18 protein-coding genes and 1 pseudogene are annotated in these 23,953 nt (G+C 59.9%); 14 read left to right on the top strand and 5 right to left on the bottom strand.

Going from position 1 to position 23,953, the window contains the following annotated elements; translation table 11 throughout:
* Positions 1-48 precede the first annotated feature (48 nt).
* The 8 genes and pseudogenes from QNJ86_RS11450 to QNJ86_RS11420 all read left to right on the top strand — a co-directional run bounded on the left by QNJ86_RS11450 (position 49) and on the right by QNJ86_RS11420 (position 9,750).
* A complete protein-coding gene (locus QNJ86_RS11450; RefSeq protein WP_283832763.1) occupies positions 49-1,704 on the top strand; it encodes an LCP family protein in 1,656 nt (551 codons plus the stop codon).
* 236 nt (positions 1,705-1,940) lie between these two features.
* Positions 1,941-2,771, top strand: a complete 831-nt coding sequence (locus tag QNJ86_RS11445; RefSeq protein ID WP_283832762.1) for an arylamine N-acetyltransferase family protein — start codon at positions 1,941-1,943, stop codon at positions 2,769-2,771.
* Between the two features lie 81 nt (positions 2,772-2,852).
* Entirely contained in the window at positions 2,853-3,323 is a 471-nt protein-coding gene (locus QNJ86_RS11440; RefSeq protein ID WP_283832761.1) for a 23S rRNA (pseudouridine(1915)-N(3))-methyltransferase RlmH, read from the top strand.
* Between the two features lie 832 nt (positions 3,324-4,155).
* Positions 4,156-4,329, top strand: a complete 174-nt coding sequence (locus tag QNJ86_RS11435; protein WP_283832760.1) for a hypothetical protein — start codon at positions 4,156-4,158, stop codon at positions 4,327-4,329.
* Positions 4,265-4,411, top strand: a pseudogene (locus tag QNJ86_RS13940) (hypothetical protein); the annotation flags it as partial. The gene QNJ86_RS11435 and the pseudogene QNJ86_RS13940, both read left to right, overlap by 65 nt.
* Positions 4,412-4,660: 249 nt before the next feature.
* Positions 4,661-7,096 carry a leucine-rich repeat protein gene (locus QNJ86_RS11430; protein WP_283832759.1) on the top strand — a complete coding sequence of 812 codons (2,436 nt, stop codon included), beginning with the start codon at positions 4,661-4,663 and terminating at the stop codon, positions 7,094-7,096.
* A gap of 121 nt (positions 7,097-7,217) precedes the next feature.
* Entirely contained in the window at positions 7,218-8,345 is a 1,128-nt protein-coding gene (locus QNJ86_RS11425; RefSeq protein ID WP_283832758.1) for an InlB B-repeat-containing protein, read from the top strand.
* A 547-nt stretch (positions 8,346-8,892) separates the two neighbouring features.
* Positions 8,893-9,750: an exodeoxyribonuclease III gene (locus QNJ86_RS11420; protein WP_283832757.1), complete on the top strand. Its 858-nt coding sequence runs from the start codon at positions 8,893-8,895 to the stop codon at positions 9,748-9,750.
* 84 nt (positions 9,751-9,834) lie between these two features.
* On the opposite strand, the gene msrB is transcribed toward QNJ86_RS11420, so the two are convergent.
* A complete protein-coding gene (gene msrB / locus QNJ86_RS11415; protein WP_283832756.1) occupies positions 9,835-10,320 on the bottom strand; it encodes a peptide-methionine (R)-S-oxide reductase MsrB in 486 nt (161 codons plus the stop codon).
* 160 nt (positions 10,321-10,480) lie between these two features.
* On the opposite strand from msrB, the gene QNJ86_RS11410 reads away from it, so the two are divergent.
* Positions 10,481-11,164, top strand: coding sequence for a peptidylprolyl isomerase (locus QNJ86_RS11410; RefSeq protein ID WP_283832755.1), 684 nt, complete (start codon positions 10,481-10,483; stop codon positions 11,162-11,164).
* A 93-nt stretch (positions 11,165-11,257) separates the two neighbouring features.
* On the opposite strand, the gene QNJ86_RS11405 is transcribed toward QNJ86_RS11410, so the two are convergent.
* Positions 11,258-12,904 carry a LuxR family transcriptional regulator gene (locus QNJ86_RS11405; protein ID WP_283832754.1) on the bottom strand — a complete coding sequence of 549 codons (1,647 nt, stop codon included), beginning with the start codon at positions 12,902-12,904 and terminating at the stop codon, positions 11,258-11,260.
* A gap of 387 nt (positions 12,905-13,291) precedes the next feature.
* On the opposite strand from QNJ86_RS11405, the gene QNJ86_RS11400 reads away from it, so the two are divergent.
* From QNJ86_RS11400 to folE, 3 genes are all read left to right on the top strand, one after another.
* Entirely contained in the window at positions 13,292-14,953 is a 1,662-nt protein-coding gene (locus QNJ86_RS11400) for an FAD-dependent oxidoreductase (RefSeq protein ID WP_283832753.1), read from the top strand.
* Positions 14,954-15,070: 117 nt separating this feature from the next.
* The gene (locus QNJ86_RS11395) at positions 15,071-15,742 is read left to right on the top strand and encodes a cytochrome c3 family protein (RefSeq protein WP_283832752.1); all 672 of its coding nucleotides are present in this window, start codon (positions 15,071-15,073) and stop codon (positions 15,740-15,742) included.
* A 259-nt stretch (positions 15,743-16,001) separates the two neighbouring features.
* Positions 16,002-16,571: a GTP cyclohydrolase I FolE gene (gene folE / locus QNJ86_RS11390; RefSeq protein ID WP_283832751.1), complete on the top strand. Its 570-nt coding sequence runs from the start codon at positions 16,002-16,004 to the stop codon at positions 16,569-16,571.
* 64 nt (positions 16,572-16,635) lie between these two features.
* Here folE and QNJ86_RS11385 read toward each other — a convergent pair whose 3' ends face one another.
* The 3 genes from QNJ86_RS11385 to QNJ86_RS11375 all read right to left on the bottom strand — a co-directional run bounded on the left by QNJ86_RS11385 (position 16,636) and on the right by QNJ86_RS11375 (position 19,561).
* On the bottom strand, positions 16,636-17,862 hold the full coding sequence (locus QNJ86_RS11385; RefSeq protein ID WP_283832750.1) for a molybdopterin molybdotransferase MoeA: 1,227 nt from the start codon (positions 17,860-17,862) through the stop codon (positions 16,636-16,638).
* Positions 17,863-18,299: 437 nt separating this feature from the next.
* Positions 18,300-18,695, bottom strand: a complete 396-nt coding sequence (locus QNJ86_RS11380; RefSeq protein WP_283832749.1) for a molybdenum cofactor biosynthesis protein MoaE — start codon at positions 18,693-18,695, stop codon at positions 18,300-18,302.
* A 311-nt stretch (positions 18,696-19,006) separates the two neighbouring features.
* Positions 19,007-19,561, bottom strand: a complete 555-nt coding sequence (locus QNJ86_RS11375; RefSeq protein ID WP_283832748.1) for a TetR/AcrR family transcriptional regulator — start codon at positions 19,559-19,561, stop codon at positions 19,007-19,009.
* A gap of 275 nt (positions 19,562-19,836) precedes the next feature.
* Here QNJ86_RS11375 and QNJ86_RS11370 point away from each other — a divergent pair, with 275 nt between their 5' ends.
* Both QNJ86_RS11370 and QNJ86_RS11365 read left to right on the top strand, forming a co-directional pair.
* Positions 19,837-21,945 (top strand): efflux RND transporter permease subunit, encoded by a 2,109-nt coding sequence (locus QNJ86_RS11370; protein WP_283832747.1) that lies wholly within the window; start codon positions 19,837-19,839, stop codon positions 21,943-21,945.
* On the top strand, positions 21,942-23,897 hold the full coding sequence (locus tag QNJ86_RS11365; protein ID WP_283832746.1) for a hypothetical protein: 1,956 nt from the start codon (positions 21,942-21,944) through the stop codon (positions 23,895-23,897). Before QNJ86_RS11370 ends, QNJ86_RS11365 begins: the two co-directional genes overlap by 4 nt.
* Positions 23,898-23,953 lie beyond the last annotated feature (56 nt).

The raw sequence follows: 23,953 nt of genomic DNA, 5'->3' as shown, positions 1-23,953 counted from the left end.
GCCGCGTTCCCTTGCCGACACCCGTCGGCCGCGTCACAATAATCTGTTATGAGCAGAAAAAGCAGCCAACGCCGTTCCACCCGTCGACCGTCCGATTCCGCTGGAATTGATGCCCGGTCGGGTGGCTCATCGCGCGACGCAGCCGAGCGTCGTGGCGCTTCCAGCCCGGCGCACGGGCGAGCGTCCACGCGCACCCGCGGCGGTGACCAGGCGCGCCCCGCGCCCGCCGACCGCCTTGAACGCGAACCGCGCGACCCACGCGCACTGCGCGACGCGCGTCCCGAGCGCGATTCCCGCGACGCCCCCTACAATCGCCGCATCTCGCAAGCCGAATACGCGCAACGCCGCAAGCGCGCCAAGCGCAAGAAGACCGCGCTTATCGTTCTCGCTGTTGCGCTGGTGGTGTGCCTGGTGGGAGCCGGTGCTGCGTTCGCCTACTACCAAACGCTTTCCAGCAACCTGCACGACGGCATTGACGACGACCTTCGCCGCGCGCTCGATATAGCAGACAACGGTCAGCCCTACGAGGGCGGCCCGTTCTACATGCTGCTTATGGGTACGGATGGCTCGTCCGACCGCGAGGCGTCTGCGGAATACGCCGGCGACCAGTTTCGTTCTGACTCTATGATGCTGGCGCGTATCGATCCGCAAGGCAAGAAGGTTACGCTGGTGTCGCTGCACCGCGACACGCTGGTTGACATGGGCGAAAACGGCCAGCAGAAGCTCAACGCCGCGCACTCCATCGGCGGCGCGGCCTACACGGTGGAAACGGTGTCGAAGCTGGCGGGCGTTCCCATCACGCATTATGCCGAAATCAACTTCGACGGGTTCAAGGACATCGTGGACGCGCTGGGCGGCGTGGAAGTTGACGTGCCCATGACCATCGACGACGAAGATGCCGGCGGCCACCTGGACGCCGGGCTGCAAACGCTCAGCGGTGACCAGGCCCTTATCTTGTGTCGCGCGCGCCACGCCTACGACGAGTTCGGCGACGGCGACCGCTATCGCGCAGCCAATCAGCGTCTCGTGCTGTCCGCCATCGCGAAGAAAATCCTTTCGGCCGACCCTGCCACCATGGTGAGTTCGGTGCAGGCGCTTTCGCGCTACGTCACCACCGACTTCGAAATCTCCGACATCTTGTCCATCGCGCTCAGCCTGCGCGGGCTGGATCCGGCGAAGGATTTCTACACGGCCATGGAGCCCACCACCTCCGCCTACATCAACGGCGGCTGGTACGAGTATCTGGACGCGAAGGCGTGGAAGACCATGATGTCGCGCGTTGACCAGGGACTTTCGCCTACGGAAGAGGACGAAATTGACGCTACATCCGGCACGGTGCTGGCCACCACTGGCTCCGGCGAGGCGAATTCCGATACCTCCGGAAGCTCTGGGAAGAAGCCCGGCAGCGCTGGTCAGTCGAATAAGAGGTCCGGCACGGTGCTGGTACGCAACGGCAACGGCCTGACCGGCGCCGGCGCCGAGGCTGCCTCCAAGCTGGAGGAACGCGGCTACACGGTGGAAACCGGTAACGCCGAGAGTTTCGATTACTCGCAGACCATCGTGGTGTACGAGCGCGACGACCAAGCCACCGAGGCCAAGGAGATTGCGAACGCCATCGGCGTGGGCAAGGCGCAACTCAACAACGGTGACTACGCGTTCGAAGGCGACTTCCTGGTGGTGCTGGGCGCCGACTGGCAGGGGTAGGTGGGACGCGCGCCGCGAGCGGGGTCGCACCCCGCGCCCCCGTGCACCCCGCGTGTCGCCAGCCCTCCGCAACCCAACCTCTTCCGCCTAGTATGACCCGCGCGCCCACCTTTTTCGCGTAATTCATCCCTGCAGCACGAGCGCCCGCGCTTTTTCCCTCTTGGGGAGGGAAGCGCCCGCCCGCGCGTCCTCGTAGAATCGTTCCCATCCGACGGAAACGAGGAAGGGAATTCGCCATGTACGAGGAACTTTACGCGCCGCTGCCCGACCGGAACCTCTATTGGGAGCGCCTGGGCATGGAGCCGCCCACGGGCGAGCCCACCCGCGAACTGCTCGATCGCATGATTCTGGCGCACCAGTGTCGTATTCCCTTCGAGAACCTAGACGCGTGCGATTTCCGCCGCCCCATCTCGCTGGGCATCCCGGACATCTTCCAAAAGGTGATCGTTGACAAGCGCGGCGGTTACTGCTTTGAGTTGAATTCGCTGTTCGACGCGCTGCTGCAGGAAACCGGCTTCAAAACCATGCCGTGTTTGGGCCGCAGCCTGAAGGATCGTGGCTACGTGTATCCCATTTTGCATCGCGGCATCATGGTGAACCTGGACGGCGAGCGCTACCTGGCCGAGGTCGGCTACGGCGGACCCACGCCCGCATGCGCCATCCCCCTGGTGGATGGCGCGGAGTTGGACTCGCGCGGTCAGCGCTTCCGCGTAGAGTTGCATGAAAACGGTTGGTGGCACCTCATCTACCTGGGCAGCATCGCCAAGCTAAACGCCGCCGCCGAGCGCGGCGAAGAGGTGCCGCCCACGCCCGCATACGCCATTCTGGATGTGCCCGCGGCCCTCACCGACTTTGTGCCGCTGTCGTACTTCTGCTCCACGCACCCCGATTCCGTGTTCACGCAGTGGCGCATGGTGAACCTGCGCACCGACGACGGCAACATCTCCATCACCGACGACGCGTTTACGCGCGTGACCCCCGAAGGCAAGGAAACGAAGCGCGTCGAGTCCGACGACGAATTCCGCGCGCTCTTGTCCGAGCATTTTGGGATTGAACTGCCCGCATAGCCGCTACCCGCGCTGCGCCGGCGCTGTGTGCGGTATCATGCGGTGAGCAAACAAGCGGCGAAGGTGGCGAAAGGGGAGCGCATGAGGTTCACCGTGGTGGCGGTGGGGAAGCTGAAGGAGCGGTTTTGGGCGGACGCGTGTGCCGAGTACCTGAAGCGTCTGCAGCCGTATGCGCGCACCAGTGTGAAGGAAGTCGCTGACGTTGACCCTGGTCGGGCGGGGGGAGTGGCCCCGGCTCGCGAGCGCGAAGGGGCCGCCATCCTGGCGGCCCTGCCCGCATCGGCCCACGTGGTGCTGCTGGCGATTGAGGGTGTGGAACGTTCCAGCACGGGGCTGTCGCAGCGCTTGGATGCGCTGGCGCTGGGAGGCACGGGCGACATCGCGTTCGTGATTGGCGGCTCCGACGGCGTAAGCGACGCCGTCCGCGCCCGCGCCAACGAGACGCTCTCATTCGGGAAAATCACCCTGCCCCACAACCTCGCGAGGGTAGTCTTGTTGGAGCAGTTGTACCGAGCCCAAAAAATCTCCCGCGGCGAGCCGTACCACAAGTAGAGAGATGCCATTCGCCTGCGCGCACCCGCCCAAAAAGTGTGACGCGCTTTCGCGCTACCTATTTGGCCAGTATTTCGAATAACGGCTGAGATTGACGGGTATGGCAGAACTAATCGCATTGTGGAAATAGCACTCGGAAGCCCAGTACGTAAAAGCCCAGGTCGTTAACACGCACCCTTTGTACTAAGACTTAACGAGGCGAAGTCCATCTGCCATACCTGTAAATCTCAGTCAAAATACGAAATCTTTCTCAAAAATCGAAGACCCAGTGTGATCCGGCGTAACTGGAATCTCCGTAAGCATGCCGCATAATATGGAGAAAATGTGTAGGCAAAGAGGTTTTAGTGATGGCTCCTGTGGTGGGGTTCGAAATATTGCCTACCTGCGGTAATAGGGTCTTGAGACTGGAGTTGTCTTTGCGATAGCGAAGGAAAACCACTCTTCACAATCCCTCATCGCGTGCTACTATGCCGACTATATGCCGCACTAAGCGACGGACCGGGAAACGATGTCGCGCGGCAAGAACGGGAAGAAGCACTACAAAAGGACAAGGGATAACCATGCGAAACCGAATGTCACGGTACGGCAGAACAGCGTGCATGCTCGCACTGTCGTGCAGCCTCGCGGTTGGGCCAGCAGCCCCCGCTCTGGCCTCTGAATCCGAAAATCTCCGGGGGGGGGGGGGCTTTCTGAGCCTTTAGCCGCTCCAGGCGACACCCCAGGAACCTCAAGCCCTGAACCTCTCGCGACTACGGTCACCCTTCTTGAATCCCAAACAACCGGATCACTTCCCTTAGTCCAAGGAACTCCCAAAGCAACCCTCGGAACCTTCGTGTCCGAAGGTCTCGTTTTCGAAGTGAACGAAGACGGCACCACAGTCGCTCTTGTTGGCATCCACGCCACCGATCTCAAAAACATCTCCGTCCCCACCCAGGTAGTAAGTGGTGCAGACACCTACACGGCGACCACCCTCAAAAACCTTGCGGGGGGGGGGGGCATTCACTGAGTATTCTGTAGAATCACTCTCTCTTCCTGAAACAATCAAAGATATCAACGACGAGGCACTCAAAGGTATCTCGTCGCTTAAGCATGTCCAGATAAGCCCCAAGTGTGAGGGCTTTTCGTCGTTGGATAACATGATCTTCTCAAAGGATTACTCGCATCTCCTGCTCATTCCCGAGGGCAAGGAGGGTGCTGTTACCATCCCCGGTTCTACAACCCATGTCTCTGCCCAGGCATTGTCCCTGTGCCATCTGGGCTCCTCACTCACCACCGGGGATGGCGGCACCAATTTTACAACTCATGACAGAATGCTCTTCTCAAAGGATATGAAGACTTTGGTTGTCTGCCCGCCGGCTTACGGGAAAGCCGTCGTGTTCCCAGCCGAGACTGAGGCTATTGGCGAGTATGCTCTTGCTGGTTGTAAAGACCTCGCGTCGATCACCGCTCTGGGTAACGTGCAATCAATTGATCCGACTGCTTTTGCTGACGAGGTCAAAACAACAGCCGTTGTCGCGCTTCCGGCAGGAAACGACTACGGAGCTCGTAAGCTTATCTGGGAGAATGTAGGCTTCCAGCACTTCGCTGAACCCGCTCAACCTGGTGCCACTACAAGCTCCGACACCAACAACGAAGCCACCAGCGGCCTCACCTACACTTTGCTCGACGACTACACCCTCGCCGTCTCCTGGCAAAGTAAAGACGACCCCGAGGCCAACCTCGAAATCCCGTCGTCCGCCGAGATCAACGGTGTACCCTACCGCGTGAGCACCATCGCCGAGAATGCCTTCGCCAACAGAGGCTCCCTCACTAATGTCAAGCTCCCCACAACCATCACTACCATCAACACAGCCGCATTCGCCGGCTGCGCCAACCTCTCAACCATCGAGTTTCCCAACACCCTACGCACCATCGACGAACGAGCCTTCGAAGCCACCTCCCTCAAGGATGTGTGGCTCCCCGCCAGCATAGAATCCATCGGCCCCCGCGCTTTCGCTTCATGCTCCGCCCTCGAACGTGTGGTCGCTCTCGGCACTTCCGAAGTAGCAAGCGATGCTATCGCCGGTTGCTCCAACGTCTCCATCTACGTCCCCTCCGGCTCCGAAGATTCTTGGAATCCCGGTCTCCCCTCCGACAACAACCACCTCATGCCCTACGGCATCACGCTTTCCGAAGAACCCCTCGCCATCGAAGCGGGCCAGGAAGCCAATCTCCTAGAAGGCGGTAACCTACAAGCTCCCGATCCTGTGGAGGCTTCCTACTCCTACGCTGCCGCACCTCTGTCAGTAGATGCCGGCACCGTCTCAGCCAAGAAAGCCGGCACTTCGGATGTCACTGCCGTTCTCTCCCTGGATGGCGTAGAACTCACTCGTGCAACTCGCACGGTTGAAATCTCCCCGAATCCGAATGGTGAGCCTGCTATCGAGATGTTGAACTCCGACGTCCCTCTACCTTCCGCCTACCTTGCCGAAGCTCGCGACAATCAGATCACCGTCGTTGCTCCCTTTAACGTCACCTTTGGACAGGACGTCCCTTACGATGTCTACACACATCCAACCTCAATTGAGGCTAGTAATTCTTTCAAAAACAATGGGTCCGTTCCCGTACAACTTGCTCAAGTCACCTGTGGTCCTCTTGCTGTTGCTACCTATCTTCAATCAACTAACGGTACGTCCCTTGATAGTCAGGATCTCTTTAGTATCTATCCAAAGGGCAATGCTGGTGCAGCGGTAAACTTTGGTTATGGACTTAACAACAGCATAAGGACTCCCGATAATCCGGGTGCTTTTGTTATACCGCCCACCTCTTCATCTGACTATACGTTCCGCCTAAACCTGAATAACGCCGTAGTGAACTCAGGTGCTGCTGATAATGGCACAACAGTAAGGCCTCTTGTTTCAGTGACGTGCACCTTTGCTCAGTATTCGGGCTCTTTCTATTTAAAGGACAACAACACAGGTAGGGCCTATAGCCTCTCTGAAGTTAAGAAGCATGCCAATGACATATCAGCAAACGGAAGCAGTTCTCCCTACTGGAATCAGTACAAAGGTTACGTTGGTAATGACTCTACCTACACGTGCCAAACTGTCTGGGGTGGCACTCCCTATGACGTGCGCATCATCGGCGTCAATCATGACGACAGGGCGGACACGGACAGCCCCGCCAAGGCAGGCTTGACGTTCCAGTTCAAAGAATGCCTCGCGGCCAACGACGTGGACCCTTGGGATAACAGCTTTGGGTACCGGTTCAACGCGGGCACCAAGACGGACAACTACAACGAAGGCGGATGGGGAGCAAGTGAGTTGCGCGCAAGGATGAACCCCGAAATAGATACTACCCTCAAGCATGGCGACGACGACAACGCCATCTGGAATCTCGTCCCAACGGACCTACAAGATGTAATCGCTCCGGTGAACAAAAAGTACGCATTATCGAGCGCGGAGGACGCAACCGTGACCACGTCGCGCGATAGCCTTTTTATCGCGAGCTATTCGGAGCTTGTTCCGAGCAGCTACTGGACCTCCTACCCATGGACGGCGGACGAGGGCTTGCAGTACGAGTACTGGAACGGGAAGGTGACGCAGAACAATGGCAGCAACGCCAGCCTTGTCAAGCACAACGTGTCGCCTTCGGCTTCGGCGATCTACTGGTGGGAGCGTTCTATGCATCCGAACAGTTCCGTGAGCTTCCTGCATGTGGGCGCGAGCGGCTACCCTACCAACAGCTACTATGCTAGCCGGTCGGATGGCGTTTGTCCCTGCTTTTGCCTCTAATCTAGTATCTAGTCTCTGCCGGGGACACAGCCCCGGCAGGGACTCCCACATCCTCGCAACAAACAGCATGAATCCCCACGGCTCACAGACTGTGGGATCGAAAGAAAGGAACGTGCCAGCTATGCCGAGCACGATACATGTATCGAAACCAGGTACAGGGCACATACCTGCTGGTATGCTGGTGCTTCTACTTGTGCTCTCAGTAGCTTTCGCACCAGTCTTGCCGGTAGCAAAGGCGTATGCCGCAGGAGGCACCACCCTTGGTATCCTGGTAATTGACTCCGGAAATGGGCAAACTGCCGGCAAGGATGGCACCACCAAGCTGGGTATTCGCGTAACTAATTCCAAAGAACCTATTGACATCAACTATGCCATCACTCTGGATCTCAACGGTGCCCCAGGAACCAATCCCGAAGTGATAGTAACCTACAATCTACCCCTACCAAAAGTTACCCCTCCCTCACGGACAGGCTATACCTTTGTGGGTTACTTCGACGGAGCCAACACCAAGTACTACAACTCCACAGGCGACGGCTTGCGTGTGTGGGATAAAACTGCAAATGAGCCACTCTTTGCCCACTGGAAAGCCAATAAGTACACGGTGTCGTTTGACTCAAACGATGGTGCCGGTGGCCAGACTGCCGATGTAGAGGCTACTTATGATGCCGCCATGCCAACCATTTCCTCGACACCTCCTTCGCGAACTGGCTATAGGTTTGCCGGTTGGTTCGATGCTAAGGAGGGCGGCAACCTGTACTACGATGCCAATGGCGTAAGTAAAGCAAACTGGGACAAGGACACCGCTTACACACTGTATGCTCACTGGACGCTGCAAATTACCTTCAAGTTCCCCACTGCTGCTCTTATTGAAGTGGATGCTTCGGGCAATGTTACAGGCAAAGATCTTGATTTTGAGTCCACCACACCTGAAGACATTAAGGTAACTGCTGTTAAGAGTACGCGAAGTGAAAGTGCTACTTCCTTGTTTGTTGACGACACAACCTTAAAGGGAGTGCGCATTCTGCTGAAGCCAACGACAGGTGGGGCGGATTCAGAGGTGAAGGTTCCCTTGACCGTGAGCGAAACAAGTTTGCCTGCTAACTGGACTATTGCTGCTAACACCAACCTCGCAGTTGCTTTCAACTTGTCTCTTCCTAGCGGTGCCCAGCTCAACTTCCTCGCCAATGATGGTCAGGTTTCTATTGCTAACCTTTCCTATGAGGTGAGCGCGGCGAGCATTTCCTCGTAACACATCGTACACATCCGCGGCCGAGACCATCCGCTCGGCCGCATTCCCCGCAGGCGCGCCTTCCCATCACGGGCGCGCCTGCGCGAATTCTGCACCTGTCGCTCACTGTGCGACAGAGTGTGACGCGTGCGCGCGAAGCATAAGGACGGTAACGCTGATATTCGACATCCAATTCGCCTCGAATTGGCAGAGACGGCCGTTTGTGTACGGATTTTTGTCCTCCAAAGCCGCGGTCTTCTCACTGCCAATAAAGAAACACCTGTTCGCTGTTTTTTGGAAGCCGTACTTGGCCGCTCAACATGTACACAAACGGCGATCTGTGCCAATTTCTTCTGCCTCTTTGTAATAGGGCTTCGCAATGCTTGCAGAAAGTTCTCGGTAGCGCGAAAGCGCGTCACTTCTTTTCGCGCGAAGCGGCATACCTTCCCTAAAGCAAGCACCTCTTCCCCAAGCACCATTTCTTCCCGTTTTGCCGCTTCTCCTTGCTCGGCTATACTGGTCGCACTGTGCTTGGGAGCGCCGCGGGGCGGCGACGGAGGAGGATGCTATGCGCTTCATCTCGTGGAATGTGAACGGCTTGCGTGCCGTGCTGCAAAAGGGGTTCGAGGACATCGTGTGCGAATTCGACGCGGACATTGTGGCGCTGCAGGAGACGAAGCTGCAAGAGGGCCAGGCCACGCTTGACCTGCCACAATATCGCGAGTATTGGAGTTACGCGCAGAAGAAGGGCTACTCCGGCACGGCGGTGTTTTGCAAGGAGCAGCCGCTACAGGTGCTGCATGGTTTGGGGTCGGACTATCTGGATGCCGAGGGGCGTATCGTAGCGCTGGAGTTCGAGAAGTTCTGGTTCGTGGACGTGTACACGCCGAACGCGCAGAACGAGCTGGCGCGCATCGCGCACCGCATGGAGTGGGACGACGCGTTCCGCGACTTCTGCAAGGGGCTTGAGGAAGGCGTGCTGCCCGCCGGCGTGCCGGTTGAGCGCCCAGCGCCGGGCGAGGGGCATGTGACCATCTCCGAGCTGCCGCTTACACAGCCGGGCGAGACGGCCGAGCCAAAACCCGTGGTCATGTGCGGCGACTTCAACGTGGCGCACCAGGAGATCGACCTGAAGAACCCGGGCCCGAACCGCGGCAAAGCGGGCTTCTCCGACGAGGAACGCGGGAAGTTCACCGACCTATTGGACGCGGGCTTCGTGGATTCATTCCGCCACCTGCACCCGGACGTGACCGGCGCTTACTCCTGGTGGAGCTACCGCTTCAAGGCCCGCCAAACAAACGCCGGCTGGCGCATCGACTACTTCCTGGTGAGCGAGTCGCTGGCCCCCCAGATAGAAAGCGCCTGCATCTACGACGAAGTCTACGGCAGCGACCACTGCCCGGTAGGAATTGAGCTGGCACTGTAGGGGGGCGCGAAACGAAAATGGCCCAAGCTCGGAAATTAGTATGTCAGATTTGACTCATTGCTGTGTGCTACTTCTTGCCTTTGACTAGGGTTTTAGGTCGCCGTAGCCTTCGGCTTCCATGTCTTCGAGGGGGACGAAGCGCAGGGAGGCGCTGTTGATGCAGTAGCGGAGGCCGCCTTCTTCGGTGGGGCCGTCGTTGAACACGTGGCCGAGGTGCGATTCGCCCACACGGCTCTTCACCTCCACGCGGTTCATGCCGTGGCTGTCATCAGCCCATTCGGACACCACGTTGGGGTCGATGGGCTTGGTGAAGCTGGGCCAGCCGCAGCCGGCGTCGTACTGGTCGGTCGACGAGAACAGTGGCTCGCCGGTGGCCACGTCCACATAGATGCCGGGCACGGTGTTGTTGTAATACTCGCCGGTGAAGGGGCGCTCGGTGGCGGCGTTCTGCGTTACGTCGAACTGCTCGGCCGTGAGCCGCTTGCGCAGCGCGTCCTCGGACGGCTTCTCGTACGCTTTCGCGTCAAGCGATGTGCCGGTTGTTTTCGCGTTCGATGGTATGTGTTCCATGGCGGGTCCTTCCCTTGGCTTTTCTTGGTCACAGCCTACCACGCTACGCGTTCTACCTGCGACTGGTGTGAAATAGGATTGTCAATCCGATGCCGTAGTGCGCCCGCAGCGTTAGAGTGGGCAGGCGAAAGAAGCACGCAGGGTAGGGAAGGGGAGGTACATGGGTCAAATTATCAAGCCGCTGTACACGCCGCGCTACGTTCCGTCGGGCGAGGAAACGGCCGTGTTTGAAACCGCGAAGGGCACCATCAAGGTGAAGCTGGACGGCGTGGGCGCGCCGCTCACCACGGGGAACTTCATCGAGCTGGCGTTGAAGGGGTTCTACAACGATCTGAATTTCTACAGCCGCAAGGAGGGCGACGTGGTGGTGGGCGGCTGCCCCATCACGCGGCCGCTGCGTCCGCAGCAGGTGCGCATGGCCGTGCGCGAGCAGATTCGCGCCGTGCACCCCGGCATGGGCGACGCCGGCTACCTTATTAAGGATGAGTGGAACGACAATCCGAATAACCACCATGTGGAGGGGTCGCTCTCGCTCACGCACAAAAAAACGCCTGATAGCGGCAGCTGTCAGTTCTTCTTTTCGCTGGCGGATCATCCGGAATACGACGACAAGTTCACGGTGTTTGGCCAGGTGATTGAGGGGCTCGATGTCGTGCACAAGCTGCGCGTGGGCGACGAGTTATACGGCGTCACTATCGAAGGCGCTCATGAGCTTCCCGATGATTCGCTGCTGCCCGAGACACTGACGGTGGAAGGCGAAGACGGGCCGGAGGTAATTCCGAACCCGGATTACCAGGCCATGGAGGCGCTCAAGCATCTTTTGGAGCGGAAGCCGGTGCTGTAGGCGCTGGTTGCGGGGGAGGGTGTCCGGCGTGGGTGGCGTGTCGCGCCCCGCTGCGCCCCCGGCGCCCGCAAGTGCGCTCGCCTGCCGCGCGCGTCACCGCTGCGGGGCGGCATCGCCTTCGTCGGCGGTCCACTCTTCCACAAAGTCGATGAGGTCCTGTTGCTTGTGGATGCCCGTTTTCTGGTAGATCTTCTCGATGTGGGTGCGCGCGGTGTTCTTCGCAATGTGCAGGTCACGTGCCACAATGGACAGCGTGCGCCCGCGCGCCAGGAATTCCAGCACCTCGTTCTCGCGTGGCGTGAGGCCGCACTGTTGGGCCACGCCCGCGCATTTCTGCTCTAGGGTGAGCTGGGGTTCTTGCGGTTCGGCCTGATCGGCGGGCTTTTCTTTCTCCTGCTTCTTGCTGGTGCCCAAGTGCGAAAGCGACGACACCATGCTTTCCGGCAGCACCATGAACGAGATCACCACCAAGCACAGAATGGCCACCAGTGCCACCGCGCTCAACTGCAGCGAGCCGTCCTGCACAAGCGGGCTCATGACGGCGCTGGCCAGGTAGCCAGCAGCCATGCCCACGAACATGTACGCCACGCCAATACCGAACACATACGGTGCCGCGTCCGGCCCTTTACGGCGCGCGACCTCGCTAAACAGCACCCATGACAAAATGTCGAACAGCTCATAGCCAATGGCAATAAGCATCACCGACAGCGGCGCGCGCTGCCCAAACACCAGTGCAATGGCAATAAGCCCCGCAATCATAATAGGCAGCGACAGCCGATACACCAGCGAAATGTTCATGCGGTCTTTGATGAAGAACGCGATGATAAGAAATATGGCACCCACCAGCACCAGGCTAAATGATCCAATGCCACCAAAGAGGTCAAACGGGTCGTCGCCCACAATGGGAAACGCGTCGAACATGCGCACCAAAAACGAGAACACCATAATGGTAATCATGAGTTTCGCCGACATGGCATCCAGGCGCATGCGCTCGCGCGACGCTGCTGGTTGCGCGGCGGCTGCGGCGGTGGGCTCGGGCTCGTCATCTTCCAGTTGGCCCTCGGGAAGCCCCGTCTTCCACACAATGTTGCAGCGTTTGCATTCCAGCGCCAGCAGCGCCACCGATATGATGGGCAGCGCGATAAATACCAGCTGGTTTGTCTCCGAGGACATGGCCAGCACGAGTCCCGTCACAATGGCCGCGGCCGGCGCGCACGCCAGCGAGAAGTAGAGGTCTTGCGCGGCGAAACGCTCGCCCCACATAACTTGGAGCAAGCCCGACGCGGCACCGCCCGTGATCAGCCCCAACAGCAAAAGAGAGGGCGAGTCCAGCCATACCGCTGCTGGCACGCACAAAGCCGACGACGCCACCATCCCTAGCATGATCTCGGTCAGCCGCTCGTGCATGCGGGCCAGGCTTCCCACAATGCGCGTCATGACAAGCGCTGCCAGCGCAGCCGTCACGGCGCCCGCCACCAGAAACACCCAGTCGGTGCGTGATTCAAGGCTGGCCACCGACGCAGACAGGCTGAACACAATCCATGCACGACACAGGCCGAAGCCTACTATTACTATAAGGTAGTCAAGCGAGAAGCGGCCGGGTGTGGCAGGTTTCGATGAGTCGCTGCCTTCGCTGTCGCTGGCCGCTACTTCTGTGTGCACGCTCTCGTCTGGTTTTGGGCTGCAGCCCTTCGTGCGCTTTGTGTCGCGACGAGACGGCGCAGATGCGTTATTCCCCATGCGTAATTCAGCCTCCCCAGGCTTATCCTCCCCCAAAGCGGCCCGGCGCGCCATCGCGCCAACCGCTTCCCCTTGTGCTGCGTAGCGTGCAAAGCCGACGCGTCAGGCGCCCCGTGCATCCCCTTATCGTGACGATACGCGGCAACGTCAACAATACTACCTTGAAGAATACTGCTTTTACAATCGGATTAAGAATGTGAGGAGGGTTTATTTCCCCTGTTCAAACATTGATTTAAGAATTTCATCAACAATCACACCCACCATCGGGTGTGCGCGAGGGCGCGCGTCTTTAGAATGCAGCGCTGACGGACGGGCTGTCTGCCGTGGAGGGGGACGTCGTCGCGGGGAGCGAGGATCAAAGGAGCCCGTCATTCGCAAGGAGGAACTATGAGTGAGATTTCACGCCGTAATTTCCTGAAGGGCGCCGCGGTAGCCGGTGCTGCTGTTGCTGGCACCGCCGCGCTTGCGGGTTGCTCGGCCGAGGGCGGCGCGTCGGCTGCTTCCACCGAGTGGCAGCCGAAGTCGTGGGATTACGAGACCGACGTCGTGGTGGTTGGTTACGGTGGAGCGGGCATGTGGTCTTCGCTGATCGCTGCTGATGAGGGCGGCTCCGAGGTTGTTATTCTGGAGAAGGCTCCCGTCGAGGGCGGTGGCAACAGCCGCATCAACAACGGCGAGTGGACGGTCATCAAGGACGAGAAGCTGTTCCGCGAGTACTGCGTGGCGTTCGGCCATGGCCTTATTGAAGAGGACATGATTGATGCTTACATTGCCGAGGCCAAGCAGCACACCGACTACGCCGACAAGTACGGCATGACCTACGAGGTGGCTGAACAGGCGCTGGCTGGCACCATTCCCGAGTACTGGTTCCTGGACGACGGCAAGTACGCCGGCTGCATCGGCGTGTCCAACGTCGAGGGCTTCGGCATGACAACGTTCCACGAGCTGGAAGCCAAGCGCGCTGAGCTGGGCCTTCCCATCGAGATCAAGTTCAAGTGCACCGACGAACACCTCATCCAGAACCCCGCCACGAAGGAAATCTGCGGCGTGCGTTTCATGGAAGATGGCGCTGAGAAAACCATCAAGGCCCGCAAGGGCGTGGTGCTGTGCACCGGCGGCTTCGAATTCAACGAAGATCTGAAGAACGAGTACCTGAAGATTTACCCGTTCAAGTTCGAGGGTTGGCAGTACAACACCGGCGACGGCATCCGCATGGTTGAAGAAGTGGGCGCGAAGCTGTGGCACATGGGCATGGTTATTTCCACCACCGCCATGTGGACGCGCGACCCCGACTACGACTTCGCCATTTTCGCCAGCCCGCAGTCCGACGCATTCTTCACGGTGAACCGCCTGGGTAAGCGCTATCAGAACGAGGCGAAGACTGGCGGCACCGCGCACAACGGTTGGCACACCCTCATGTCGTTCAGCGACAAGATTGACGACTACGATCGCATTCCGTCGTGGCAGATCTTCGACCAGAAGGGCATCGACGGCGGCCCCATGGGCACGCAGCAGGGCGGCTGGTTCGAATGCGGCAACTACACCACCGACCTGCCTGATGAGATTCGCGCATGGGACGGCTGGTCCAACGATAACCAGGTGGAAATCGAGCGCGGCTGGGTGCTGAAGGGCGACACGCTTGAGGACCTCGCCAAGAAGATCAAGGAATTCGACCACTGGATGGACGTTGACACGCTGAAAGCCACGTTCGACGAGTACCAGTCCTTCTGCGACGCCGGCAAGGACCCGCGTTTCGACCGCGAGCTTACCGCCGAGGAAAACAAGCTCACCGAAAATGGCCCGTACTACGCCATCTCCATCTACCCCGGTTCCTGCTCCACGCTGGGCGGCCCGAAGAAGAACGTGAACGCCGAGGTCCTGGACCCGGCCGGCAACGTGATTCCGCGCCTGTACGCTGCGGGCAGCTTCGGCAACTTCCAGGCTCACAGCTATGGCATCACCGGCGGTAACAACTCCGAGAACATGGTGTGGGGCCGTATTGCTGGCCGCCACTGCGCCGGTTTGGAGCCGTGGGACGCCAAGAAGTAGGCACCCGCGCGCTTGACCACATGAAGCGCCGCCCCCTCCCTCCCCGGGCGGCGCTTCGAACTGCATCGAACCCGGCTGGCCCCTGGCTGGCCGGGTTGCTGACACGATAGGAATACTATGACGAACGCAACGACAAAAACCGCCAACAGGGGCTTTGTGGTGCTGGCTATCGCGGTTGCCGTGCTGCTGCTCGCTGTTGCTTTGGGCTCGGTTGTCGGGTGCTCTCCCAAGCAGGCGGGCGACGGCGAGGCTCCGGCTAAGCAGTCCCAAAAGGAAGACCCCATGGCAACGCAGACGGTGGACTGGACCATGGACATCGACTGCAAGACGTGCCACACCACCGAGGCGGGCACGATGACTGACGCGGCGTATCCCCAGGCTATGGAGCATGGTGACATGCAGTGCAGCCAGTGCCATACCGAGGAAGCCACGCTGAAGACCGCCCACGAGGGCGTGACGTACGCGGACAAGCCTGCGTCGAAGGCCACCGTGGTGACGGTTGACGCGCAGACGTGCCAGGATCCGGCGTGCCACGGCACTTTGGCTGACATGGCGGTGATCACCGCGGACAACACGAACTTCAAGGATGACAAGGGAGCCGTGCAGAACCCTCACGAGTATGCAAGCAACGAGCAGCACGACGCGAACGTTCCGACGTGCACCGACTGCCATAAGATTCACACCAAGAACGTGCAGAAGGATGCCATGAAGTGGTGCGCTCAGTGCCACCACCAGGGTGTCTTCCAGTGCGGTACGTGCCACGAGCTGCGCGAGCGGCAGGTGGCGTAACGCTGCGGCACTGAGCTTGTGCTGGCCGTGCTGGCTGGCGCTGGTCAAGCCGCGGAGTTTCTGCGGTTGACGAGCGGGCGCACGCCCGACGATAACCTTCCCGGGCCGCACTGTGCGGCGGCCCTCCTTCAACGTGAAGACCCGGCACCCTCCCTCCCCGCCGGGTCTTCTCTCTTTTTGCCGACAGCCCCGTTCTTCTGCGAAAACGTCATGCTATGATGGTCGCGACAGCCAGTGTGAGAAAGCGGGCAAAGCAGCTATGGATTCAGCAAAAATCGAAGAGGGCGTGCGGCTTATTCTGGAAGGTGTGGGCGAAGACCCCGATCGAGAGGGCTTGCGCGAGACACCTGCGCGCGTGGCGCGCATGTACGAGGAAGTGTTTGCTGGTCTGGGCCAAGACCCGGCCGAGCATTTCGCCACCACGTTCGACGAACACCACGAGGAAATGGTGCTGGTGCGCGACATTCCCTTCTACTCCATGTGCGAGCATCATCTGGTGCCGTTTTTTGGCATGGCGCACGTGGCCTACATTCCAGCGGCTGACGGACGCATTTGTGGGCTGTCGAAGTTGGCACGTCTGGTGGACGTGTTTGCGAAGCGGCCGCAGGTGCAAGAGCGTCTGACCTCGCAAATTGCCGACACACTTATTGAGCAGCTGCATCCGCAGGGCGTCATCGTGGTGCTGGAGGCCGAGCATCTGTGTATGAGCATGCGCGGCGTGAAGAAGGCGGGCGCGAAGACCACGACCAGCGCCGTGCGTGGCGCGTTCGAGCGCAGCCAGGCGACGCGCGCTGAGGCGCTGTCGCTGATTTTTGCGCGGCGCGATTAGGGTGGCGTGCGCCGCGGCGGGCGTGTGGGCGCGCGGGTAAGCTGAACAGGCGCGATAGGTTGTCTCAGTCGATGTATTCCTCGCTGCGGAGCAGTTCAACGTCAATTATGTCCTCGGCCGCAAAGCCGCGTTCGCCGAGGGGCGACACGCGCTGGGCGTTGCTGGCCATGCAAGCCGCCATATCACCAGCGTTGAAATTCAGGAAGTGCGCCGTATAGCCCGTGGGACTTTCTTCGTCATGCACCAAGTTCACGCGCGCGATGTTCGCCATCTGGGGCGGGCATGACACGTCGGCCGCGGCACGCGCCTTCACCGTGGGGTGGTGCAACACGGGAATGCCGAGGAAGCGCGCGACGATGGCCTGGAGGCACCACTGCGCGCCGAAGTAGGCCGCGAGTGTTGGTCCGGGCAGGTCAATGACTGGTTTGCCGTTGGCGACGGCCATCATGAGGGGGCGTCCCGGCACGGCGGCGATGTAGTGGTGCACCACGCGCCCGCGCCGCTCAATCATGCGCACGTTAAAATCTTCTTCACCCACGGCTGAGCCGCCGTTGATTATCACGGCGTCGGCAATGGCGAGCGCCTCCGTGAATGCGCGCTCCAGGGCCGCTTCGTCGTCATGCACGATGGGGAAGATGAGGGGTTCCGCGCCGTATTCGTGCAGCAGGTGCTTCACCATCAGGCTGTTTGTGTCCACGTTTTGCCCGCGCCGCGGTGCTATGCCGGCGGGAACGAGTTCGCTTCCGGTGGGGATGAACGCGATGCGCGGCTTGCGGCGCACGGGCACCATGGTGACACCGCCCATGGCAAGCGTGGCGAGGTCGGTTGGACGAATGGGCAGGCCCGCTTTCATGAGCGGCGCGCCGGCCTTGATGGTGCTGCCAGCAGGGCGTACGTTCGTGCCGGGCTGCACCTGCACGTCGTCGTCAAGGATGACGGAGCCGTCGGGCTGGAGGGCAGCTTTCTCTATCATGATGACCGCGTCGTACGCATCAGGGAAATCGTCGCCCGTGTCGGCGCGCACGTAGTCTTCGCCAAGGTGCCAGGTGCTGGTGTCAGGCAGCCCGTTTGCGAAAGCCTCCGACTTTACGGCAATGCCATCACACGCCGAGGCTCGCACAACGGGCAGGGTGTTGATGGAGAACAACGCGCGCGCCAGAATGCGCCCAACCGCTTCATCAAGGCTCACGAGTTCGGTAGCCGTCGCCTCCGCCGCAGGCTCCCAAGCAGCAAAAAAGTCTTTTAATGCCTCTTCCCGAGAAGGAAACCCGTCCATAATCTTCTCACCCATACCAAACCCTCCCTTACTTAACACCCACGTCTCCCTCATTATACTACCCCAAATCTATTCCCACCTAAGAATATTCCCCACCAAGAAAAACAACCTCCCACCCACCCCGCCACCCATATCTCCCGGCTTCTCCCTTTCATTTCCGCCTCTCTCAATCACTCATTTTTTCATTACATTTATTTTTCTGAAATTTTCGTGATCCCACCCAACCACTCATTTTTTCGTTGTCCCACAAACCATTCTTTGCTCATTCCCCGCCATCCATCCATCTATCCCCGTCACTCACTTTCGCCACTCATTTTTTCGCGCATCAAAATATCGTTGCTGAAATAACGATTGGCGAAAAAGTAATTCCAAATAAAAGAACGGATGTTTCACGTGAAACATCCGTCCCTCAAAATGATATGTGTTGCGTTCTTGTGAACCTTGGTGAAAACCTAGGCGTAGATTTCCTTCTCCACCACGAGGTCGTTTTTGATCTTCCCGACGAGCTTCTGGAGCGCATCAATGCAGTTCGGGCGAATGTCCGCTCCGATGAGCACGTACATGATGGAGTCGCCCACGCCCAGTACGCCTTCGTTCAGCCACGTGCGTACATAGTACACGCCGGGCCAGGTCAGCGCCTCTTCGACGGCTTTTTCGACGCCCTCTTTATCGTACGAGAATTCAACGTGAGTCACTTCGCCCAAGCCTTCGACGCCTTCGCGCACCTGCTTTTTCGGCGTGATGCGCACGATGCCGTTATGCGTCAGGAACATGCCGCACTGCGCAGCTTTCGGGTCCTGCTTCGCCTCTTTGAGCCACTGATCGATGGACGGTTCTTGCACTGCCATGATGCTCCTCTCTCGGTCTCCGGCTGTTCCGGTTCGCCCTATTATACGCCAAAAAGAATAAAATAAATACTAGCAACTCCCTAGGAATACTAACTTTTTCAGCACTAAGCTTGTGAACAGGTAATTCTCAGCATAAAGAACAACAACTTTTTTCGTAAACCCCAAATGTTTCACGTGAAACATTCCAACAATCAAAAAATCACGCACCAAAAATGGAGTGCAATAAAGGGAGCGCCAAAAAATGACAGCGAAAAATTCAGCAACGAAAAAAGACGCACGAAAAAATAATGCACGCGGGCGGCGTTAGGGGGTCAGAGGGAGGCGAGGCCTTTGGTGGTCATTTTTTCTATGAAGCAGGCGATGGTTTCGGGGCTTTCTTGCATGTCGTTTTGCACCCAGGCGCGCACGACGGCGAGGCATCCATTCGCGGCGAACGTGTAGAAGCGGTTGAGCTCGTCTTTCGGCACCTCGGGACGTTCCTCGTGCCACAGTGCCAGACTGCTCTCGCGCAGCGTCTCCACCACGCGCAGCGGAAAGTCCGGGTCGCCGAATTCGCCAAAAATGGCCTGGCACGAGCGCTGATGCTCAACAATGATGGAGCAAATGGCGGTGCTGAACGCGCTAAACAGGTTGCCGGGCTGCGTCGTGTTCAGCGAGTGCATGATGGTGTGCGCCAGATCCTGCTCGATTTCCTCATGCAGGTCAAACAGGTCGCGGTAATGAGCGTAAAACGTTGCCCGATTGACACCAGCTTTGTCGCACAGTTCCTTTACGGTGATTTTCGCCACGGGCTTTTCCAGCAGAAGATCCAGAAATGCCTCGCGGAGCAGCATTTTTGTCAGACGTACGCGGTGGTCTTGCTTCATGATGCCCCTCCTGTCCGAGGGTTCGAAGGAAGGCTTTCCCGACATTTTCGTACCAGATGTCGGTTTGCCGACATTTGCGAAGATATTATCGGTTGCAGAATCGGCATAATGCAATATAACAGTATTGAAGAAAGATAATCAACAGGGTGTTGCCGTTTCACGCGAGAAACCGCCATGCGGCGGCCCCGCGAACACGGCAGTTGGAGGTCGCCCACGCACGCGCCGCCACCAGGGCACCAGCCCAGCATCCGCAACGATAGGGTAGGAGGCGGTTCGTGGATCGGTTTACCGCGTTCGTGACGGGCCATCGCATTCCCATCGTCGTTGTCACGCTTTTGCTGGCCGCGGCGGCGGGTGTCGCCGCGCTGTTCGTGCCCATCAACTACGACCTGACGTCGTACCTGCCTGAATCCACCGAGTCCACGCGCGCGTTGGAGCAGATGAACGCCGAATTCGACGCCTCCGTTCCCAACGCCCGCGTCATGGTGAACAACGTGGACGTGGAACAAGCGCTCACGTACAAGCACGAACTGGCTGCCGCGCAAGGTGTCGAAGGCGTGCTGTGGCTCGACGATGTGGCTGACCTGGGCACTCCGCTCGAAATGCTGGACCAGGCCACGGTGGAGCAATACTACCGCGACGGCCACGCCCTCTTCGACGTCACCGTGGCCGAAGGCGAAGAAACCGAAGCGCTCCAAGCCATTTACGACGTGGTGGGCGAGGACGGCAGCGCCACTGGTCAGGCCATCAACACGGCTGAATCCGAAGCCATGGCGGGCAGCGAGGTAGCCAACGCGTTCGCCATTTTGGTGCCGCTGATCCTGCTTATTCTCATCATATCCACCACCTCGTGGATTGAGCCCGTGTTCTTTCTGCTGGCCATTGGCGTGTCGGTGTTGCTCAACATGGGCACGAACATCTTCCTGGGCGAAGTTAGCTACATCGCGTTCACCATCGCGCCTATTCTGCAGCTGGCCGTGTCGCTGGACTACGCCATTTTCCTGCTGCACGCGTTCCAGCGTGAACGCGAGAAGGAACCCGACGCCGTGCTGGCCATGCGCCGCGCCATGAAGCAAAGCTTCTCGGCCATCGCCGCGTCGGCCGCCACCACTATGTTCGGGTTTGCAGCGCTTGGCTTCATGCAGTTCCGCATAGGCGCTGACCTGGGCATTACGCTCTGCAAAGGCATTGTGTTCTCGTTCATTTGCGTGGTGGTGTTCCTGCCGGCCTTCACGTTGGCCGCCTACAAACTCATTGACAAAACGCACCATCGCCGCTTCCTACCCACTTTCAAAGGCGTGGGGAAGGTTCTGGCGCCTCTGCGCATTCCCGTGTTCGCGCTGGTGCTGGTGCTGGTGGTGCCGTGCGCAATGGCGCAGGCCAGCACACAATTTACGTACGGCATGGGCTCAACCGAAGGAAGCCAAACGCGCGTGGCGCGCGACACGGCTGCCATTAACGACACGTTCGGCCAATCGACGCCCGCCGTGGTGCTGGTGCCGAAGGGCGACATGGGACGCGAACTGGAACTCGCCGAGCGCCTGGAACAGATTCCCCACGTCACGTCCGTATTGTCGTACCCAATGGCCGTAGGCTCGCAGATTCCCACCGGCTTTTTGGACCCGGCCGTGACCGAGCAGTTCTACTCCGAACACGACGCGCGCCTGGTGGTGTACGCCGACACCGAGTCCGAGGGCACAACCGCGTTCGGCGTGCTTGAGCAGGTGCGCAACGAAGTGCGCAACCTGTACGGTGACCAGGGCCTCACGGCCGGCATGACGGCCAGCCTCTACGACATGAAGGGCGTCGTGACCGAGGACAACAAGGTGACGAACCTCATTGCCATCGCGGCCATTCTGCTGGTGTTGCTGCTTACGTTTAAGTCGGCCACGCTTCCAGTCATTTTAATTGCCACCATCGAGTCGGCCATTTTTATCAACCTGTCCGTGCCGTATTTCACGGGAGAATCGCTAAACTACCTGGGCTTTCTCGTGATCAACACCGTGCAGCTGGGCGCCACGGTAGACTACGCCATCCTATTTACGGACACCTACCGCACGCACCGCCGCAGCATGCCCGCCCGCGAGGCGCTGGCCCGCACGCTGGGCACGTCGTTCCAAAGCATCCTTGTGTCCGCGAGCATTCTCACGGCGGCAGGCCTCGTGCTGTGGCTGACCTCGACAAACAACATCGTGTCGCTGCTGGGCCTGCTGCTGGCGCGCGGCACGTTGCTGTCGTTCTTCCTGGTTGTGACATTCTTGCCGGCGGCGCTGCTCATCTTCGACAAGCTCATTGCGAAGACCACGTGGCGCGCAGGTTTTTTCCGGGCGGGTTCCGCCGCGGACGGAGGCACTAAGAGCGAAAAGAAGGAGGCGTCGTCATGAAGCTTCTGAAGCAGGGGCAGGCGAACGAGGCGTTGGAGAAGGGGAAGCCGTGCGCTAATGCGGCGCCCGACAAGCCCCGGAAACGTGCGCATGGTCGCCGTGGCGCGCGGGCGCGCATGGGCGCCGCGCTGTCCGTGGTGCTGGCGGGCACGCTGGTAAGCGGTGTATGTGGCGGCTCGCTGACCTCGGCCGTTGCGCTTGCGGCCGAAGGGTCGGGCGGCGCTGGCGCAGCGAGTGCCCCCGCGGCAACCGCGCCGGCGGACGCGAAAAACGCCACGCCCAAGGAGGAAGTGGTGTACGCGCGGCTGTCCGCGGCCGGCGCTGTGGACGACGTCTACGTGGTGAACATCCTCAAGCCGGATGCGCCCGGTACGGTGACCGATTTCGGCGACTATCAAGCCGTGGAAAACCTCACCGACGCGAGCGGCATCAGCCAAAACGGCGATGCCATCACGGCGAACGTCGCCGGCGATTCGCTGAGTTACCAGGGCGACCTTGGTGCACACGCGCTGCCGTGGAAGGTGTCGATTGTCTACAAGCTGGACGGCACGCCAGTGGAAGCCGCTGAGCTGGGTGGCGCGACAGGCGCACTGTCGGTGGAAATTACCACCAAGCAGGACGCGATGGTTGACCCTGCGTTCTTCGACAACTACCTGCTGCAAATCACGGTGCCCTTCGCCGCGGGCAAAGCCACGGACGTGGCCACCGAGGACGGGCAGATTGCGCTTGCCGGGTCAGACACCCAGGTCACGTTCACGGGCATGCCGGGCAAGGACGGCTCGTTTACGGCAACGGCCCAGGTGAAGGACTTCGAAATGAGTGGCATCACGTTTGCCGCTGTGCCGTTCTCTATGGGCATTGAGGCGCCCGACACCGAAGGCCTCGTGTCCGGGTTCCGCCAGCTGGGCGACGGCGTAGGCGAACTGAAGAGCGGTGCCGACGGCGTGGCGAGTGGTGCGGGAAACCTCGCGTCGGGCGCAGGTCAGGTGGCAGAAGGCATCGGCGGGCTGGCGTCGGGCGCGGGTCAGCTGGTTGGCGGCGCGAACGGGTTAACTGAAGGTGCAGGTCAGCTGGCCGCTGGGGCACGTGACGCCGCGTCGGGTGCACAGGGCGTGGCCGACGGCGCTGCGGGTCTTGCGGGCGGGCTGGAAGCCTATCGCGGTGGGTTGTTGGCGCAGGCTGCCGAAGCGCGCTCCCAGATGGCGGATACGTCCGCTCTTGAACAGGCATATCAGGGAGCGGTGCAAACCTACGTCGCTGGCTATGCTCAGGCGTTCGCCGCCGCAAAGGCACAGGGCCTCGACGACACACAGGCCTACCAAACTGCGGCCTCCGCCACGGCCGACTTGGCCGCCAGCATGCAAAGTGCGCTCACGGCATTCATGACCGCGACCGGGGGAAACGCTGGCGCCCAGGGTGCTTCGGATGCGCTCGATGGCGCGGCCGCAGGCTTAGGCGCGGCGGACGATCCGGCAAGCCTCGCGGGTGGGGCAGCCGCGTTGGCGGCAGGTTCTGCGGCGCTGGTTACGGGCCTTTCGAGCTTGTCCGAGGGGGCGGGCGGCATCGCCGCAGGTGCTGGGTCGCTGGCTTCGGGCGCTTCGCAACTGGCATCGGGCGCGAACCAGGCTTCCGTTGGTGCAGGTGAATTGTCCGGCGGCGCCTCGCAGTTGGCATCGGGCGCGCAGCAGCTGGCCGACGGCACAGGCGCGCTGTATACCGAGGTCCAGGCTATCCCCGATAAGGTGCAGCAAGAAATCGATGCCATGATGGCCGACTACGACAAGAGCGACTTCAAGCCCATCAGCTTCGCCAGCCCGAAAAACACCAACGTCACCCTGGTCCAATTCGTCATGTCCACCGACCCCATCAAAGCCCCCATCGCCGAAGAGCCCCAGTCCCCAGAACCCGAACAATCCTTCTGGGACCGCCTCCTAGCGCTGTTCGGACTATAAAGTATCTGTCGCTCGCAGGTAAAAGTGCAGGAGCTGCCCGCGGGATAAAAGTGTGA

The organism is Gordonibacter faecis (assembly GCF_030077735.1).
Taxonomy (GTDB): Bacteria; Actinomycetota; Coriobacteriia; order Coriobacteriales; family Eggerthellaceae; genus Gordonibacter; species Gordonibacter faecis.
Note: the sequence above shows the minus strand (reverse complement) of the source record. Positions and strands in the feature narration are given on the sequence as shown.